General features: G+C 67.9%; 12 protein-coding genes and 3 pseudogenes. 8 read left to right on the top strand and 7 right to left on the bottom strand.

Going from position 1 to position 16602, the window contains the following annotated elements; genetic code table 11:
• Positions 1-230 precede the first annotated feature (230 nt).
• Positions 231-398: pseudogene (locus OG456_RS50390) on the bottom strand (transposase); the annotation flags it as partial.
• Here OG456_RS50390 and OG456_RS03095 point away from each other — a divergent pair.
• Positions 351-560: a hypothetical protein gene (locus OG456_RS03095; RefSeq protein WP_266569555.1), complete on the top strand. Its 210-nt coding sequence runs from the start codon at positions 351-353 to the stop codon at positions 558-560. The pseudogene OG456_RS50390 and the gene OG456_RS03095 overlap by 48 nt on opposite strands.
• 157 nt (positions 561-717) lie before the next feature.
• Here the strand turns inward: OG456_RS03095 and OG456_RS03090 are convergent, their stop codons facing one another.
• Positions 718-1836 carry an acyl-CoA desaturase gene (locus OG456_RS03090; protein WP_266556980.1) on the bottom strand — a complete coding sequence of 373 codons (1119 nt, stop codon included), beginning with the start codon at positions 1834-1836 and terminating at the stop codon, positions 718-720.
• Between the two features lie 7 nt (positions 1837-1843).
• Complete coding sequence (locus OG456_RS03085) at positions 1844-2902, bottom strand: ferredoxin reductase (protein WP_266556978.1); 1059 nt, start codon at positions 2900-2902, stop codon at positions 1844-1846.
• A gap of 87 nt (positions 2903-2989) precedes the next feature.
• Between OG456_RS03085 and OG456_RS03080 the strand changes: the two genes are divergently transcribed.
• The 7 genes and pseudogenes from OG456_RS03080 (at position 2990) to OG456_RS03050 (ending at position 12037) form a co-directional block, all read left to right on the top strand.
• Positions 2990-4129 (top strand): CdaR family transcriptional regulator, encoded by a 1140-nt coding sequence (locus OG456_RS03080; protein WP_266556976.1) that lies wholly within the window; start codon positions 2990-2992, stop codon positions 4127-4129.
• 570 nt (positions 4130-4699) lie between these two features.
• Positions 4700-5038, top strand: a complete 339-nt coding sequence (locus tag OG456_RS03075; protein ID WP_266556974.1) for a co-chaperone YbbN — start codon at positions 4700-4702, stop codon at positions 5036-5038.
• 136 nt (positions 5039-5174) lie between these two features.
• Positions 5175-5627: pseudogene (locus OG456_RS03070) on the top strand (GNAT family N-acetyltransferase); the annotation flags it as partial.
• A 374-nt stretch (positions 5628-6001) separates the two neighbouring features.
• A complete protein-coding gene (locus OG456_RS03065; RefSeq protein ID WP_323136283.1) occupies positions 6002-6910 on the top strand; it encodes an NAD(P)H-binding protein in 909 nt (302 codons plus the stop codon).
• 901 nt (positions 6911-7811) lie between these two features.
• Positions 7812-8021 (top strand): hypothetical protein, encoded by a 210-nt coding sequence (locus tag OG456_RS50385; protein ID WP_323136282.1) that lies wholly within the window; start codon positions 7812-7814, stop codon positions 8019-8021.
• A gap of 1046 nt (positions 8022-9067) precedes the next feature.
• Complete coding sequence (locus tag OG456_RS03055) at positions 9068-11035, top strand: calcium-binding protein (protein WP_266556972.1); 1968 nt, start codon at positions 9068-9070, stop codon at positions 11033-11035.
• Positions 11036-11599: 564 nt separating this feature from the next.
• Complete coding sequence (locus tag OG456_RS03050) at positions 11600-12037, top strand: NUDIX domain-containing protein (RefSeq protein ID WP_266556970.1); 438 nt, start codon at positions 11600-11602, stop codon at positions 12035-12037.
• Positions 12038-12127: 90 nt separating this feature from the next.
• Here OG456_RS03050 and OG456_RS03045 read toward each other — a convergent pair whose 3' ends face one another.
• The 4 genes and pseudogenes from OG456_RS03045 to OG456_RS03030 form a co-directional block, all read right to left on the bottom strand.
• The gene (locus OG456_RS03045) at positions 12128-13372 is read right to left on the bottom strand and encodes an IS110 family transposase (protein ID WP_266556968.1); all 1245 of its coding nucleotides are present in this window, start codon (positions 13370-13372) and stop codon (positions 12128-12130) included.
• Between the two features lie 1216 nt (positions 13373-14588).
• Entirely contained in the window at positions 14589-15122 is a 534-nt protein-coding gene (locus OG456_RS03040; RefSeq protein ID WP_266556966.1) for a CbrC family protein, read from the bottom strand.
• Between the two features lie 223 nt (positions 15123-15345).
• Positions 15346-15435 (bottom strand): annotated as a pseudogene (locus tag OG456_RS03035) (hypothetical protein); the annotation flags it as partial.
• Between the two features lie 29 nt (positions 15436-15464).
• Positions 15465-16520 carry a hypothetical protein gene (locus tag OG456_RS03030; protein WP_266556964.1) on the bottom strand — a complete coding sequence of 352 codons (1056 nt, stop codon included), beginning with the start codon at positions 16518-16520 and terminating at the stop codon, positions 15465-15467.
• Positions 16521-16602 lie beyond the last annotated feature (82 nt).

Below are 16602 nucleotides of genomic sequence, written 5' to 3'. Positions count from 1 at the left end.
CGGCAGGCGGGCCGTCCTCGTCGCGCCCCGCCCATAGGTCGTCACCGCTCCCGCGGTTGCGCGGTCCGGGACCTCAACGGCTGGCGGACTCAGAGAAGTTCTTCACGACATCACCCAGGACATCGAGGATTCCCCGGCCGAACTCGGTCGGCGCGATCAGCACGCCGAATACCAGCACGATGGACACGGTCAGCCACTGGTCGGATCGGCTTCGGGCCTGCACACGGCGACCGGGCGAGGCGGAGTTGGGTGTGGGCGGCGATGATCAGCCAGGTCCACCGGTCCGCCGCGGCGGGCGTGCGGAGCTTCGGGCGGGTCCAGCCCAGCGTCAGCTTGATCATCCGGAAGGTGTGCTCCAGATCGAATCTGCGCAGGAACGCCTGCCAGCGCAGATCGACGTCCTCACCGATGAGGTCGGTGACCACTCGGCGAACTTGGTCGGCAGTGACCTCGGCGACATCGTCGGCCGGCCCCAGCCGCAGCGCGTGTACGCACCCGACTACCGGCCCGACCACGGCAGGTCAGCGCACTACAACACCTCGCCGGGGGCTCTGTGCTGAGCTCCTGGCGCACGTCCAGGCAGCGCAGCCGGACACCGGGTTGCCCGGATCCCGTGTCGTACGGTCCGATGTCGCGGCCGCCCACCGTCCGCAATGGATCTCACCGAACCCGGCGGTGCCGCCGGTACGGTCGAAAGATCTGAACCAATACCGGGAATCAGGCCGCGACGAGCTCCTGCTCGCGGTCCGGCGTCTTGACCTTGGGCTTCTTGTTCGGCAGCGAGAGCCGGAAGACCTTGCGCCACGCGGAGAACACCTGCTTGGGCAGCGGCCCGGTGACGTACTCCAGCTCGTACTTTTCGAACAGCGCGTGCACCTTCACCGCGACCTCGGCGTACCGGTTGCTCGGCAGGTCCGGGAACAGGTGGTGCTCGATCTGGTGCGACAGGTTGCCGGTCATGAAGTGCATGGTCCTGCTGCCGCTGATGTTCGCCGAGCCCATCATCTGGCGCAGGTACCACTGGCCGCGCGTCTCGCCCTTGATCGACCGGCGCTCGAAGACCTGCACGCCCTCGGGGAAGTGCCCGCACATGATCACCGAGTGGGTCCAGATGTTGCGGACCAGGTTCGCGGTGAACGTGGCGCCGAGCGTGGTGAGGAACGACGGGCCCGACAGCAGCGGGTGGATCACGTAGTCCTTGAGCACCTGCTTGCGAATCTTGCGGCCCACGGCCTTGGCCCGCGCGCGGAACTCCGGGTTCTTGCGGCGGCGCTTGTGCAGGTTCTTGCCGAGTTCCAGGTCGTACGCTGCGATGCCGTACTCGAAGAAGCAGGCGTTGAGGAAGTTCCACAGCGGCTGGCCGAGGTGGAACGGGTGCCACTTCTGGTCCTCGTCGACGCGCATGATGCCGTAGCCGAGGTCGTTGTCCTTGCCGATCACGTTGGTGTACGTGTGGTGCAGCTCGTTGTGCGAGTGCTTCCACTGCTCGGACGGCGAGACGTGATCCCACTCCCAGGTGGTGGAGTGGATCTTCGGGTCTCGCATCCAGTCCCACTGGCCGTGCAGGATGTTGTGGCCGATCTCCATGTTGTCCATGATCTTCGCCACGGAGAGACCGGCGGTGCCGATCAGCCACGCGGGCGGGAAGATCGAGAACAGCAGCACGCCCCTGCTGACCAGCTCGAGCTTGCGTTGCGCCGAGATGACCTTACGGATGTAGGCGGCGTCCTTCTCGCCGCGGCTGGCGATCACCTCGTCGCGGATCGCGTCCAGCTCGCGGCCAAGTTCCTCGATCTGCTCCGCGGTCAGGTGGGCGGTGGGGTCGATGGCGGTCAAGGTGTTCCTACCGTTCGATGTCGCAGGGGCCCGCCGCGGCGGACACGCAGGTCTGGATGAGGACGCCTGGCTCGGCCTCGGTGATCTCGCCGGTGCGCAGGTCGCGGACGGCGCCCGCCTTGAGCGGCGTGATGCAGCCGAAGCAGATGCCCATGCGGCACCCGGAGGGCATGAGCACGCCGGCCTCCTCGCCGATGTCCAGCAACGGCGTGGCGCCGTCCGCGTCGACGGTCTTGCCGGTGGCGCTGAACGTGACCTCGCCGCCGCCGTCGCCGGCGACGACGATGCTGGGGCGGAAGCGTTCGGTGTGCAGGCGCTCTTGTACGCCGTGCTCGGTCCAGTGCTCTTCGGCGGCGTCGAGAAGGCCCGCGGGCCCGCAGGCCCAGGTCTCGCGCTCGGCCCAGTCGGGCACGAGTTCGTCGAGACGGGCGATGTCGAGCTTGCCGTCTGTGTCGGTGTGCACCTCGGTGAGCCGCAGCTTCTTGTCCGCGACCAGGTCGTGCAGTTCGTTGCGGAAGATCACGTCTTGCGGCTGTGGCGCGCAGTGGACCATGACGACGTCGTCGAACTCGGTGTCGCGCAGCATGCCCATCACGGGCGTGATGCCGCTGCCGGCCGTCAGGTAGAGCACCTTGGCGGGCTTGGCCTGCGGCAGTACGAAGTCACCGGTCGGCTGGTCGAGCTGTATCAGCGTGCCCGGTGTCGCCCTGCGGACCAGGTGGTTGCTGACCTTGCCGTCCAAGATCGCCTTCACGGTGATCGTGACGCGGCCGTCCTGGCGGTTTGTCGGCGAGGTGATGGAGTAGGCACGCCACAGGCGCACCCCGTCGACGTCGACCCCGATCCGCACGTACTGACCGGCCGTGTGGCCGCGCCAGCCCCGTCCCGGCCTGATCACGACAGTCGCGGCGTCATCCGTCTCGGGGTGCACGGCCTCGATGCGCCCACGCAGTTCAGCGCCCGCACGCAGCGGGCTGACCAGGTCGAGGTAGTCCGACGGCAGCAGCGGCGTCGTGACCATCTCCAGCAGTTTCCATGCCCTGCTGCGGAGGGCTGCACTCGTCATGACTCCAGCTTGATACGCCTCAGGGCGTAAAGTCCTGACCGCAGGACGTAAATCTGGTCGGCTGAATTGTTCGCAGGGAACAAAAACGTGAGCCATGCAATCCGGAGGGCCAGCGAACTGGCCCTGGATGAGACGACGGTCACCGCACTTCGGGCCGCGCTGAAGACCACCGCCGACGAGGTCGTCCAGGCGATCATCGACGAGGTCCCTCCCTACGCCAATGCCCTTTCGGGCCGCATGGGCGGCACCATGCGCCGAGCCGTCCGCACCGCCCTGGGGCACTACCTGGACCTCGCGAGCGGGAACGCCACGGGCGGCGACGCCGGTGACGCAGCCTACGAGCTGGGCCGAGGCGAGGTCCGCGACGGCCGTTCGATGGACGCCCTGCTCAGCGCCTACCGCGTCGGCGCCCGCGTGGCCTGGCGATGCCTGGCAGCGGGTGCCGTACCCGCAGGTCTGCCCGCCGCCGAGGTCGCCAAGTTCGCCGAGCTGACCTTCGCCTACATCGACGAGCTCTCCGCCGCGAGCGCCGCGGGCCACGCCGACGAACTGGCCGCCCGGGGCAGGGCCCACGAGCGCCACCTGGAACACCTGGCCCGCGACCTCCTCGCCGGCGCCAGCCCGGACGTGCTGCTGGCCTCTGCTCAACGGGCCGGGTGGCAGCCTCCGGCTTCGCTGACCGCAGTCCTGCTGCCCGCCGACCAGGCCCGGCCTGCCTACCGCACGCTCGACCCGAGCACCCTCGTCCTCGACGATCAGCCGGACGCCACCGGTGTGCTGCTCGTCCCCGATGCCGACCGATCACATCTCTTGCGGCAGCTGACCGACCGCACCGCCGTGGTCGGCCCGGCCCGGCCATGGACTCGTGCGTCCGCCTCGTACGCACGAGCCGCACGCGCGCGCTCCCTCTCCTCTAATATTCGCGACACCGAGGACCACCTGCCCGAGCTGGTGCTGAGCGCCGACGTGGACGCGTTCGCAGACCTGCGTGCCCGAGCCCTCGCACCGTTGCGGACCTTGCCTGTCGCGACCGCACAGAGGCTGGAGGAGACGTTGCGGGCGTGGCTGCTGCACCAGGGCAGGCGGGAGGAGGTGGCGGCGGCGTTGTTCGTCCATCCCCAGACCGTCCGATACCGGATGTCGCAGCTGCGGGAGCTGTTTCCGGATCTCGCATCGCCACACCGGGTCCTTGAACTGACGCTGGCGGTCAGCCTTCGGGGCAGCTGACGCGTACTTCGCCCGTCCACGACCGCGTCCGCGAGCGGTCCAGGAATCGTGCCTCGTCCTCGGTGTCATCAGCCGGCTCATGCGGCCCCGGGAAGAGCGGTATGAGCCAGCTCAGCTGTGAGACCGGGGGGTGATGTTGAAGACCAGACAAGGCCTCGGGAAGCCCGTCGGGGGCGCTGTCTCTGAGAAGCGCGGTGGCGGATACGGCTCGACTGGATCCGGTGGACGATGCGCACCGGCCCGCTCGTCGACGCGCTCATCGAGCAGCTGGTCGGCGATCTGGGCAGCTATGCCCTGGAAAACTTCTTTCATGTCGTCGTGGAAGGCGCTGTCCTGGCACGAGCTGACCCACGGGCGCGCGGCGGGCTGCAGCTGGGTGACCGGCGAGGCGGCCAGGCCGGGTTACCAGGGGCGGGAGGCCGGGCCGCTCGCGCCGGGGACCACCGCGGTTCTGCGACGGCCCCGTGCCTTCCTTCCGACAGGTCAACCGGACGACCGACCGGGCCGGCCTGGCACACCGCGCGAGGGATGATGGGGATGGAATGACGGAATGTGAGGTCAGGAGCTTCCATGGCGAATCGGGTTCACCGACCCCGTGAGGACGCGGAGTTCAATTTCATCCTCGGGATGAGCGGAGTTCCGGTCCTCGCGTACTTCACCGGGACATGGCCCAAGGCAATCGAACCCTGCCGGGTGATGGACATCGTCGTGGGTGGCATCGCCGACGACTACACGGGCCGCCTGACGGCCGTCCGCGCCGACATCACGCGTTGTCCGGCCGCAACCGAGCGATACGGGATCACCGGAGCCCCGTCCTACGTCCTGCTGAAGGACGGAGAGGCGGTGGCGCACGGCACGGGGCCTATGACCATCGCCGAGGTACGGAAGTTCCTGGACGGCCACCTCTGAGCGTTCGCTGCGGCACATGGCCGCGACGCCCGTCACGTCTCGTCTACGGGAGCTGCGCCGCCTGCGAGGGCGTTTGATGTAGGCGAATTGCCTTTTATTTCCTAGTAGGTCCCTCGCCAGGTGGGTGTGGTCTCGCGGAGTGCAACTGGTCGATGTGTCCCTTCGGTCCGAGCGCGCGCCGGAGGCGGTGCGGCTTGGGCCCGGTGACATACCGGAGATCCTTGAGGTGGTCGCCCGCACCCGACCGGGGCCGTTCCTCGCGCGGACCGTGGAGCTCGGCACCTACCTGGGCATCAGGCAGCAGGGGCGGCTGATCGCGATGGCCGGTGAACGGCTGCGGCTACCCGGCTGGACGGAGATCAGCGCGGTCTGCACCGCCCCGGCCCACCGCGGGCAGGGCCTCGCGACGCGACTGGTAGACGCGGTCGCGGCGGGCATCAGGGAACGCGGGGCCCCGTTCCTGCATGCCGCGGCCGCCAACAAGACGGCGATTCGCCTGTTCCAGTCGATCGGCTTCGCCCTGCGCACACGCACCCGGATCCTCCAGGTGCGCACGCCAGGAATGGACGGCGGGACGAGGCCTTTGTGATTGACGACGACCGGCGGCGCGCGGCGCAGTCCCGGCGGTTCGGCGGAGGGAGGTGTGGTCCATACGGCGCGTGCGCCCTTTTGAGTTCGCCGTGTGCTTGGCGGGATGCCCAGTGCGGGTTCTCGCGGACCTGACGAAGGATCAGGAGGCGGAGGGAGCGGACGGGTGCGGGCGTGCGGTGTGTCATTGGATGGGCGTTCCTGCGGCTCGGTGCAAGGGTGAGGGTGCGGCCCTGAACGGCCAGCCATGCGAAACCAGGTTAATAATGTGACTCAGTTACGTTATTCTCGACGTAGTGACAGCACGTGACCCCGCCCTCGGCGTGACGCGCCTTCTGAACCACGGCGAGGCGGACGGAAGTACGGGAGGTCCCGGTGACCAGCAGTGCACAACAGACGGCCCGCGAGCAGGGCGAGATGCAACCCGTCCTGGTGACAGGAGCCACGGGTCGCATCGGGCGCGCGGTGATCGCCGAGCTCTTGGCTGCGGGCATGCCGGTACGGGCGCTCACGCGCACACCTGCGGCGGCCGGGCTTCCGGCGAATGTCGAGGTCGTTGCGGGCGACTTCACCGAGCCCGAGTCGCTCGACCCCGCGCTGCGGGGGGTGGGCTCGGTGTTCCTCCTGTGGACTGCTCCGCCCGCCACCGCTGAGGCTGTAGTCGAACGGCTCGCGTCGCACACGCGGCGGGTCGTCTTCCTCTCCTCGCCGCACCAGACACCGCACCCGTTCTTCCGGCAGCCGAACCCCATGGCTCGCTTGCATGCCGAGATCGAGCGCCTGATCACGGCTGCCGGACTCGAGTCGACGTTCATCCGGCCCGGGATGTTCAACTCGAACGCGCGGCTCTGGTGGGCGCCCACGATCCGTGGCGGCGGCGTCATCCGGTGGCCCCACGGTGCAGCCGAGACCGCACCGATCGACGAGCGCGATCTTGCGGCTGTCGCGGCACGCACCCTGTTCGAGGAAGGACACTCCGGCGGCGACTATGTCCTCACCGGCCCCGAATCGCTGAGCCAGGCGGAGCAAGTGGCCGTGATCGGGGACGTCCTCGGTCGCCAGATCCCGTTCGAGGAGCTCTCGCCTGACGAGTTCCGGCGTGCGACGGAAGGTATCTGGCCGGGCCCGGCCGTGGAGATGCTGCTCGACGCATGGGGTGCGACGGTCGGATGCCCGGCGTACGTGACGTCGACTGTGGCCGACATCGTCGGTGCACCGGCACGGACGTTTCGGCAGTGGGTCTCCGAGCACGCCGACGCGTTTCGGAAAGCCCCAGCCAAGTAGCCGACAGCTTTCACCGCTCGGGCCGTCGCGGTCCGGTCGGGACGGCGAGCGCCAGGTCCCATGCCGCGCGGACCGAAGGCGGCGGCGATCGCTTGGTGCACGCCAACCCAAGGCCGAGCACGAGCTCGGCCTCTGCGCGGAACCGGCTACGTCGAGCAGGTCGCCGCGTCCGGGTGCCGTCGGGCGCGGCGCGAAATGGACAGGTGGCACAGATCCAGGATCGATGTCCTGCGGTGGCCGAAGCGATGCCCCGCAGCGCTCCGCAGGTGGAGGCGAGGTCTGTGAACTGCAGTGGTGGGCCGCTACACGGAGGAACTCGTTGATCAGGTCGCCGAGACCGGGGCGTCGCCGGATCCGGTCCGCCCGCAATGCTGCCGACTATTTCGGTGACCCGACCCATGGCGTAGGCGGGGTCGGCGGCGTCTTGAAGGCGACGCGCAGAGTTCTCTGCGGCACGTTCCGCCATCGATCGCCGACGGTCAGTTCCCTTGAGTGGGGCGAGAGCCCGGACTCGGTGAATCTGCACATTGAATGCGCAACTGCGGCACGAGTGAGTTGGTTCCGCCCGAGAAATCGCCGGATGATGCCCTGTTGGTGTGAAGTGTCCCGTTCGGGGTCACCGTGGCAATATCTTCACCTCCCGGTGCGCTGCGGCGTGTGGAGAAGCTGGCCCCAATTCGTGTTCGGTCCCGCACGGATGAGTAGCCAGTGCATTCAACTGCTGTGACGGGAGCGCCGATTGATTGGGTGCCGGTCGCGTTCCGTGGTTTCATCCTTTGCACCGCCGGGCTCGCGCGAAGGTTTCCGAAATCGGACGTTGCGCTCCCGCGGTAGCGGCCCGCCGTCTGTCCCCAGCGGGGGCCGCTCCCCTTGTGGAACCCATACGAAGGGCAGTCTTTTCATGAACTCCGCTCCCCAGGTTCAGACCATTGAGATCTCCGACGCCGAACTCGCCAACGTCTCCGGCGGCCTGAGCCCGCACGCCAGTGTCACCGCCGGCCCTGCGACGGTCAGCGACGCGAGTGTCCTGGCTCAGCTCGACGCAGCCAAGAACGAGGCCCTGGGCGCTATCGGCCAGTACCACCAGGCCGGCGTCAGCGTCTCCTTCTGATCGGCAGCCTGCCCGTCAGTCGGTGAGGTCCCTTCCGGCCCAACGGCGTGATCGGCAGGGCAAGGCCTGCGCCGGCTGAGTGGCACGACAGCTCCTGGCGGGCACGGGTTCTCGATCAAGATTGCCTGTGCCTGTCAGGAGCTTCGCGTTCTCGTGCACCTGCGGTCGTTGGTAAGGGGGCGCAGGTCGGAGGCCGTCTCTCGTGACTGAGAGGGCGGCCTTTTGTGTGTCCGGGGGCGCGGTGGTCTGTGTGGTCGCGTGCCCAGGCCGGGGCCCTTCGGCAGCGATGCTGAAGGCGGGCGAGCTGGGCTTGTTGAGGCGGCGGAGGTCGTCGCGGAGGCTGCGGTCGAAGCGCAGGACATCGGGCAGCACCGTGTGCAGGGCCTTCTCGGCGTCTCAAGGATCGCAGCCGTCAGTGTGCTGGAGGACGGCGGACCACGGTTCGCGGTAGGTCTCATGGCGTCGCGCCTGACCACCAGCGCAAGGTCGAGCGCCCCCTAACGCTGCCTCAGAGCCACCAAGGCCAGCGGAGCGCCGGCAGTGGCGGTCTCCATTGTGGTCTCAATGACGCCTCAGCCCAGGGCTGTCTGCAGCCGTCCGCTGCGGCGCGATGACCCCTTGGAACTCCATTGAAGGCCGTCGAGCGGATTGCCCTGGCCCTGGACGCTCCCGGACCAAGATCAGACAGCTTGCACTGCGTACGTCGTCGCTTCCAATCCGACACTGGGCTCTACCGAAACCCCAGCCTAGAAGTCGCCTGAGCTGGGGTTTCTTGGTCCACCGGACGCGGCGACGAAGCCGGGCCTGTGCCGTATGGCGGTCGGTGGTCTCAGTTGCACTCACCCGAGGCTTCACCCGTCCTCGGTATGATTTCTCACCCGCGGGGGTGGATTCCGGCGGCCGGTGAGCGCAACGCGGCCAAGCGACGGACGGAATGTTGTGTGTCCGGCGCAAAGCTGCGGCCCATGCTGACCTCTCATCTGCGACCGGCGTCGTGCCGATACTGGGGAAGACGCCGCCGGTCACGGGCGGCCCGGGCCGTGGTCGTGGCGGCCACCGGTCTGGCACTCGTCCTGGCCTTGCCCGGCACCGCGGCTGCTGCCCCGGGCGCCCTCGATCCCACCTTCAGCGGCGACGGCAAGGTGCTCACCAGCTTCGCCGACGACGATCACGCCAACGACGTGGCGGTCCAGTCCGACGGCAAGATCGTCTCTGTCGGCGCTTCCGCCGACTATTCGACATTGGAAAGCGACTTCGCGCTGGCCCGTCACAACGCCGATGGCACCCCGGACACCAGTTTCGGTGGCGACGGAACCGTGACGACCGCCATCAACAACATGAACCCAGACTTCCAGTGGAGCGAGGCCAACGCCGTAGCGCTGCAGCCCGACGGCAAGATCGTCACGGTGGGCAGCAGCTGGCGAGGGTACGAGAACTGCTGCTGGTTCACGGTGGCTCGCTACAACACCAATGGCACCCTGGACCAGAGTTTCGGCGGCGGCGACGGCAGGGTGTTCACCGACTTCGGCAGCCCGGACGAGGCCCGGGACGTGGCGGTGCAGCCCGACGGCAAGATCGTCGCCCTCGGGACTAGCGGTGGCAATGCCGCACTGGCCCGCTACAACGCCGATGGCACCCTGGACACGAGTTTCGGCGGCGGCGACGGCAAGGTGACCACCGACCCGGCGCCCGAGTCGCTGGAGGAGGGCGGCGATGCGCGCGCCCTGGCGCTGCAGCCCGATGGAAAGATCGTTGTCGGGGGTCAGGTCGGGACGACCCGCTTCGACTTTGTCCTCCTGCGCTACAACGCGAACGGCACCTTGGACACGAGCTTCAGCGGCGACGGCATCGAGCGCACCGATTTCGGTGACTACGAGTCCGTGGAAGGGCTGGCGGTCCAAGCCGACGGCAGAATCATTGCGGCCGGGGGAAGCGGCGGCAGGTTCGCGCTGGCCCGCTACAACGTCAACGGCAGCTTGGACACCACCTTCGGCAACGCCGGCCGGGTCCTCACCTCCGGTGGCGGCGGAGCCCAGGACGTCGTGCTGCAGCCCGACGGGAGGATCGTCGTCGCCGGCAGCAACGGGCCCGGCGGCGACTTCGCGGTCCTGCGGTACAACACCAACGGCAGCCTGGACAGTGGCTTTGGCACCGGCGGCCTGGTGACCACCGACCTCGGCGGCAGCGATCAGGCTCGCGGCGTGGCGCTCCAGCCCGACGGCAAGATCGTCGCCGCCGGTCAGGGCGGCCCGAACACCGACTTCGCCCTGGCCCGCTACGAGGGGGGCCTCGGCACACCGCCGCCGCCCTCCGGTGTGGACCTGTCGGTCACCAAGGCCGGTCCCGCCACAGTCAGCATCGGCGACCGCGCCACCTACACCGTGACCGTCAACAACAGCACCACCACCTCTGCCACCGGCGTCTCCCTCTCCGACACGCTCACCGGACCCGCCGCGTCGGTGGTCTCGGCCACCTCGAGCCAGGGCACCTGCACCACCACCGCGACGAGCGTCAGCTGCTCCCTGGGCACCCTCGCCCCCGACGCCCACCCCAAGGTGACGGTCGTGGTCGAGCCCCGCGCCTCCGGCACCCTCACCAACAAGGCCACGGTCACCGCCACCCAGAGCGACCCGAACCCCGGCAACAACACCGCCACCGCGACCACCACCGTGAACAACAGTCGCGGCTGCACGATCATCGGCACCAGCGGCAACGACACCCTCAACGGCAACTACGGCAACGACGTGATCTGCGCCCTCGGAGGCGACGACAGCGTCAACGCAAGCTACGGCAACGACACCGTGTACGGCGGCTACGGCAATGACCGTCTCGACGGCGGCTTCGGCAACGACACCCTGAACGGCGGGCCCGGCAACGACAACCTGATCGGCAACTACGGCACCGACAACCTCAACACCGTCGACAACATCTCCGGCAACGACACCGCCAACGGCGGCTTCGACACGGACACCTGTACGACGGACACGGGCGACACCCGGATCAGCTGCCCCTGACCACCACAAGGGGCTCCCCTGCGAAGGCCGTCACCAGCACTGGTGACGGCCTTCTGCGCAGGCAGCGGGCTGGGCGGCGCACCACTGCGCGCATCAGATCGAGCAAGGGACAGCGGGGAATCAGGGGGAAACCAGCCCAGCCCGACGAGGCCACGAACCGGCCACTCACCCAGGTCAGCGCTGCAACGGTCCCCAAAGTGCGCAGCGTCCCAAGCTGAGGGTGCGAGTTCGATTCTCGTCACCCGCTCCCTACCGCCCTGGAGTGGGACGGGGCTGGGGGAAGCAGCCCGGGCGCGGCCCGTACGGCATCTGCGTCAACACCGTCCTGCCCGGAGCCATCGAAGTCGACGCCGAGACCGCCATCCTTGCCCACCATCGAGCCCGCCCGGAAGAGCAGATCAACTGCCAGTGCGTCCCTCGCCGTGGCCAGCCCGAAGGCGTGGCGGCCTTGGTGGCGTGTTCCTTGTCGGCCCGTCCGCGTCGTTCATCACTGGGCAATCCGTCCACGTCGACGGCGGCTGGCTGCTGCACTGAGACTGTCAACAAGCAAGGAGTCAGAGCGAAATGATCGAACGAGTCCGAGCCGTCCTCGTCACCGCGGACGACACGATGCTGGTCATCCGCCGCACCAAGCCCGGCCTCCCCGTGTACTGGGTCCTCCCCGGCGGTGGCGTCGAGCCCACCGACAAGTCCCGGGAGGCCGCCCTCCACAGGGAGATCCACGAAGAGATCGCGGGCAAGGCCGACATCATCCGCCTCCTGCACACGGTGGAGTCGGACGAAGAACGTCAGCTCTTCTACCTGGCCCGCATCGCGACGTGGAACTTTGAGGACCGCACCGGTCCCGAGTTCAGCGCCGAGGGTCGGGGCGAATACGCGCTCGAGGAGATCCCGCTGACCGCAGAGGGGCTCGAAGGCATCGACCTCAAGCCCGAGGAGATCGCCTACGTCCTGCGTGGTGCCATCGATGTAGGCGCCCTCGTGGACGCCTCGGCACTCTGACGCGTAAATAACAGCAGGTCGGAGTGGTTTTAGGCAGGGGTGTTCGCCCGGCGGTCATGGTGGTCGCCGGGTGGCTGGAGCCAGGGGGTTTCAGGCTGTGCGCTCCAGGGGGTTGAGGGTGACGGTGTAGCCGAGATCGTTGAGTGCGTTGATCGCGCGGCGGGTGGCGCGCTCAGGGTCACGACGGGTGAAGTAGTCGCCGCCGAGCTCGTGGTAGGGGATCCGGTCGGTGAGCATGTGCCAGATCGCGGTGATCATCGAGTGCTCGACGGCGACCAGAGCCCGCAGGGGGCCGCGCCGGGAGGTGAGCCGTTTGTAGCGGGCCTGCAGGTAGGTGTCCTTGGCCCGTACCGCGCTGAACGCGGCGATGCCCAGGGCGCCTTTGAGATACGGGTTGCCGGGGCGGACCTTGGTGTTTTTGGTGCGGCCGGCGGACTCGTGATGGCCCGGGCAGACACCGGCCCAGGAGGCGAGGTGCTTGGGTGAGGCGAAGCGGCTCATGTCCGCGCCGGTCTCGGCAACGATGACTTCGGCGGTGGCCCGGCTGACCCCGGGGATGGTGTCGAGCAGGTCGAGCGCGTCACGAAAGGGCGCCATCGCCTCCTCGATGCGCCGGTCCAACTCCGTGATGGCCCGGGTGAGTTGGTCGTAGTTGTCCAGGTGGAGACGGGTCAGGAAGGCGTGATGCTCACGGAACCGGCCGGTCAGCGCCTCGGTGAGCTCGGGGATCTTGCTCCGCATCCGGCGCTTGGCCAGCTCCGCGAGGGCCTGCGGGTCACGCTCACCCTCGATCAGAGCCTCGAGCATGGCCCTCCCGGAGACACCCGTGATGTCGGAGGCGACCGAGGAGAGCTTGATCCCGGTGTCCTCCAGGAGTTTCTCCAGCCGTTGCACGATCTGGCCGCGCTCGCGGGTCATCTGGGTGCGGGACCGGGTCAGATCCCGCAGTTCGCGCACCGGCTGGGGCGGCACGAACGAGGCCCGCAGCAGGCCGTGCGAGCCGAGCTGGGCCAGCCAGGCGGCATCGGAGACATCGGTCTTGCGTCCGGGCAGGTTCTTGGCCTGGCGCGCGTTGACCAGGATCACGTTCAGGTCCTCGGTCAGCAGGTAGTAGAACGGCTTCCAGTAGTCCGAGGTCGCCTCGATCACCACCAGGCTCACCCGCGCCGCGATCAGGTGCTCACGCAGGGCGAGGACCGCGTTCGTCGTCGCACCCCAGGTCGTGATCTCGCTGGTGAACGATCCGCGGCGCTTCGTACTCGGGGCGCGGACACACGCCTTGGCGTCCTTCTTGCTGATATCCAGACCCGCACAACGTTCGTGCAGCACATCCATGGTCCTGCTCCCTCCCGGACGGACAGTTCGGCTGCCGTTCCGGGAGGGCCAAGGTGAATCAGGAGTCTGACGCACGTGCTCACAGCAACACTCCACGGTTCTCGTGGACGGCCCCCAGCACCACGCTGACCAGCGAGCTCGCTGGCATCACAGAGCATTCGGTTTCGGCCGGAACGAACCCCACCAGCCTCCCGGCCGGCAACCACCCACAACACCGGCAGACGGGAGCATCTCCGGCGCGCGCCAGGACATTTACCACGCCCCCGGCGCGCACCGAAGGTGCGCTGGATCGCTGACCACTGCGTGGAGATGTCTCCGGGGCCAACGCCGAAGTGCGTTGGCCCCGGAGGCGTTTACGTGATCTGGCCGTGAATGTCAGGCGTGCGACGACCCCACGTGCTTGGGGTGAGACCAGCAAGGGCTTCCTGGGCGTAGGGACCGTCCCGGCGGGCTGCCAGACCTTGGACAGAGGTCCAGTCCGTGGCGAGCTGTTCGAGGACCTGCTGCCCGCGCTGGATCGCGTCCTGCCGCTGGGCATGGTGCTCTTCGGCCCGCTGGTGGCCTCGGACCAGGTGAGTTCTCCCTGCTCGGCGCGCTGGGTGAAGCCTGGCGCGCTGTCGCCGTCGGCCTGCCGGGTGGCATCAACCTCTCCGACGCGCAGGCGGAGGCGTTCTTCTTCGAGCCGCTGGTCCAGCGCGTTCGTGGTATGACGGCGGATATGCGCATGACCTGGACGCTGAGCGGACACGGCTGGGCCGACTGCACCGTGGAAGACCACCAAGCGAGAGCAGGGCTCGCCGCGTCCTACATCACCAGCGCCCCAGAGGATTTCCTGGCTGCTCTGGCCCGGCTCGTCGCGGGTGAGACGGAGAGCCGCGCGCAGTTCGAGGCCGAGCCAACCGCCTACCGGTGGATCTTCTACCGCGCAGGTAAGGACATCTGGATCCGCGTACTGGAACTGCGTCATGGCCGCGATCACGACAACAAAGGAACCGAGATCTGGTCGAGTCAGCTCGACATCGACCATCTCGTCCGCGCCGCGATCCGATGCTTTGACGAGGTGGCCCGGACTTACGACGAAAGCGGCTACCGAGGCAAGTGGGTGAGCATTTCCCTCGCACCGAGCTCGAAGCCCTCCGACACCTCTGGCATGCCCATCGTTCTGGCGTTGACATACAGCCCGAGTGACGTCACTGCCTTGGCCTGGTGGTGTAGGTCAGGACGCGTCGGTATAGGCGAGGTAGTCGCCGCAGACGGTGCACTTGAAGAGCATGGCGGTGGCGCCCTGGCCGAGGTTTTGCAGGTACTTTTCGAGTTTTGGGGCGTCGTGCCAGCCCTCGAGGCGCATCTCGGTGCGAAGTTGGTCGAGGGCTTCAGGGTGTGCGGCCAGTTCGGTGTAGCCGACCTCGGCGATGAACGCCGCGGCGTCCTGACAGTGGACGAGCCAGCGAGCGTCTTGCCAGGCATGGAAACTGGGCGTGCGGCGAGTCACCTCCAGCAAGACCTCCCAGGACACGCCATTCAACCCGTACGCGTCGACGAACTCACCGTTGAACTGTTCAGCAGCGCTGCCATCGGCGATGCACCACGGGCAGATCCGGCCCCGTACTGTGTGCTCGCTGTAGAAGCTCGCAGTGTAGATCCACCCCTTTGCCTGGCCGCAGCGCACGCACACCTCGCTGCTCGCGGTGATCGCCCCAGTCGTCACGGGATCGGGGTGGTGCCGGAAGAACGGCAGTGTGCTGCTCACCGCTGGTTCTCCTTCAAGTAGAGGGCGGCCAGGCGAGGCAGACGCCGGCGCATCTCTTCCGCGTTGTCGAAGTCGAAGTCCTCACCCATGTCATGGGGGCGGTCTTCGACCTAACTGTGCTGGGCGCGGTAGTGGTCGAGAGCCGGATAGAAGCCGTCTTCGTTGCCAGTGAGGTGTGCTCGGGCAGGGCGGTGAGGTGTACGGCAGCCTTCTCGGTTACTTGAGGGCCTTCGGCCTGCTTGCTCAAGAGGCGGGACGCGCCGTTGGCGGCAGAGGGCTGGTTGTAGAAGACGAAGTCCTGGTCGTCCGACACGCGGCCGTCCGTGCCGGTAAGGAAGAGGGTCAGGTCGACGTCCGCTCCGGCGAAGGTGAGCGCGATGTGTATTCCTTGCCAGGCTTCTTCCGGCAGCACCAGGGTCTGGCCGGGGATGAGAGACGTGGGCGGCTCGCGGTGTGGTTGCGGGGCCGGGTTCCGAGGACGGGGGAGATCGGTGAAGTCCCCGTGTCGCTTTGCCATTCTGCGAAGGTGCGGATCCGATACGGATCAGATCCAGTGGTCGGCGTACGGCCACTTGGCGTGCTGTTGGCACCGAGGCTGATGTCCAGGTCGGCCAGGGAAGGTTCCGGTGTGTCCGGGTCTTCTTGGCCGTGATCGAGGAGGTCCTGGAGTCCGGCGGTGCGGCTGATGTCGAGCGGCTTGATTTTGCTGGAGAAGGTCCCGGAGGCCGTCGTGGTGACCGAACACGCCACGTCCTGCCCGATGTCCAAGAACCTTAGGGCGTCCTCGGGTTCGTGCCAGGGTGTCGACGCGACGGCTTGGCGGGTCCAGCGCCCGTAGGCCACGAAGCCGAGGAGCTGGGTGTCAGGGAGGCGGGTGAGAACAGCGAGATCGATGGCAGTGATGCCGGGTGCGGTGGCGAATCCTTCCTTGAGGGTGGCGATGATGTTGGAGCCCATGGAGGTGAGCCACCACAGGGTCCGGTCTCGTTTGGTGAGGTTCTTGAGGGTGGGGCGCCCGCTGGGCGTGAGGCCCGGGGTCTGGGTGGGCATCGCGTCGAGATCCTGCTGGCGCATGACGACCGACAGCACCGAGCCGTCGACACCGACCGCGCACCCAGCGGCCGGATTGTCAGAGAATGCGGTGTTCACCGCCTCGCAGACGGTCTCCTCGTCGTTCGCCGCGAGCGCCTGCCACCAGTGTTCCGCCTCGGCGCACAGTGATGCGTGCGCGGCATGCAGGCGTGCCTGTTCGGCGGACAGGAAGGAGGGCGCCTCCAAGGCCGCACGGGACTTGGCCGCGCTGCGTTCGGCGCGGGCGAAATGGCTCACTCCTTGCAGATGGAACGCCTGAGCCTCGGCTTGGGCCCAGGGCAGGCCCAGCGGGGGAGGCCCAGGCACGACGGGCTGGTGCGTCATTGGGAAGGACTGCAGATGCACGCTGGTCATCTGTAGGGGGACCGCTCGGAGCAGAGGGGGGCGA

The organism is Streptomyces sp. NBC_01446 (genome assembly GCF_026340095.1).
In the GTDB taxonomy this organism is placed as follows: Bacteria; Actinomycetota; Actinomycetes; order Streptomycetales; family Streptomycetaceae; genus Streptomyces; species Streptomyces aureus.
Note: the sequence above shows the minus strand (reverse complement) of the source record. Positions and strands in the feature narration are given on the sequence as shown.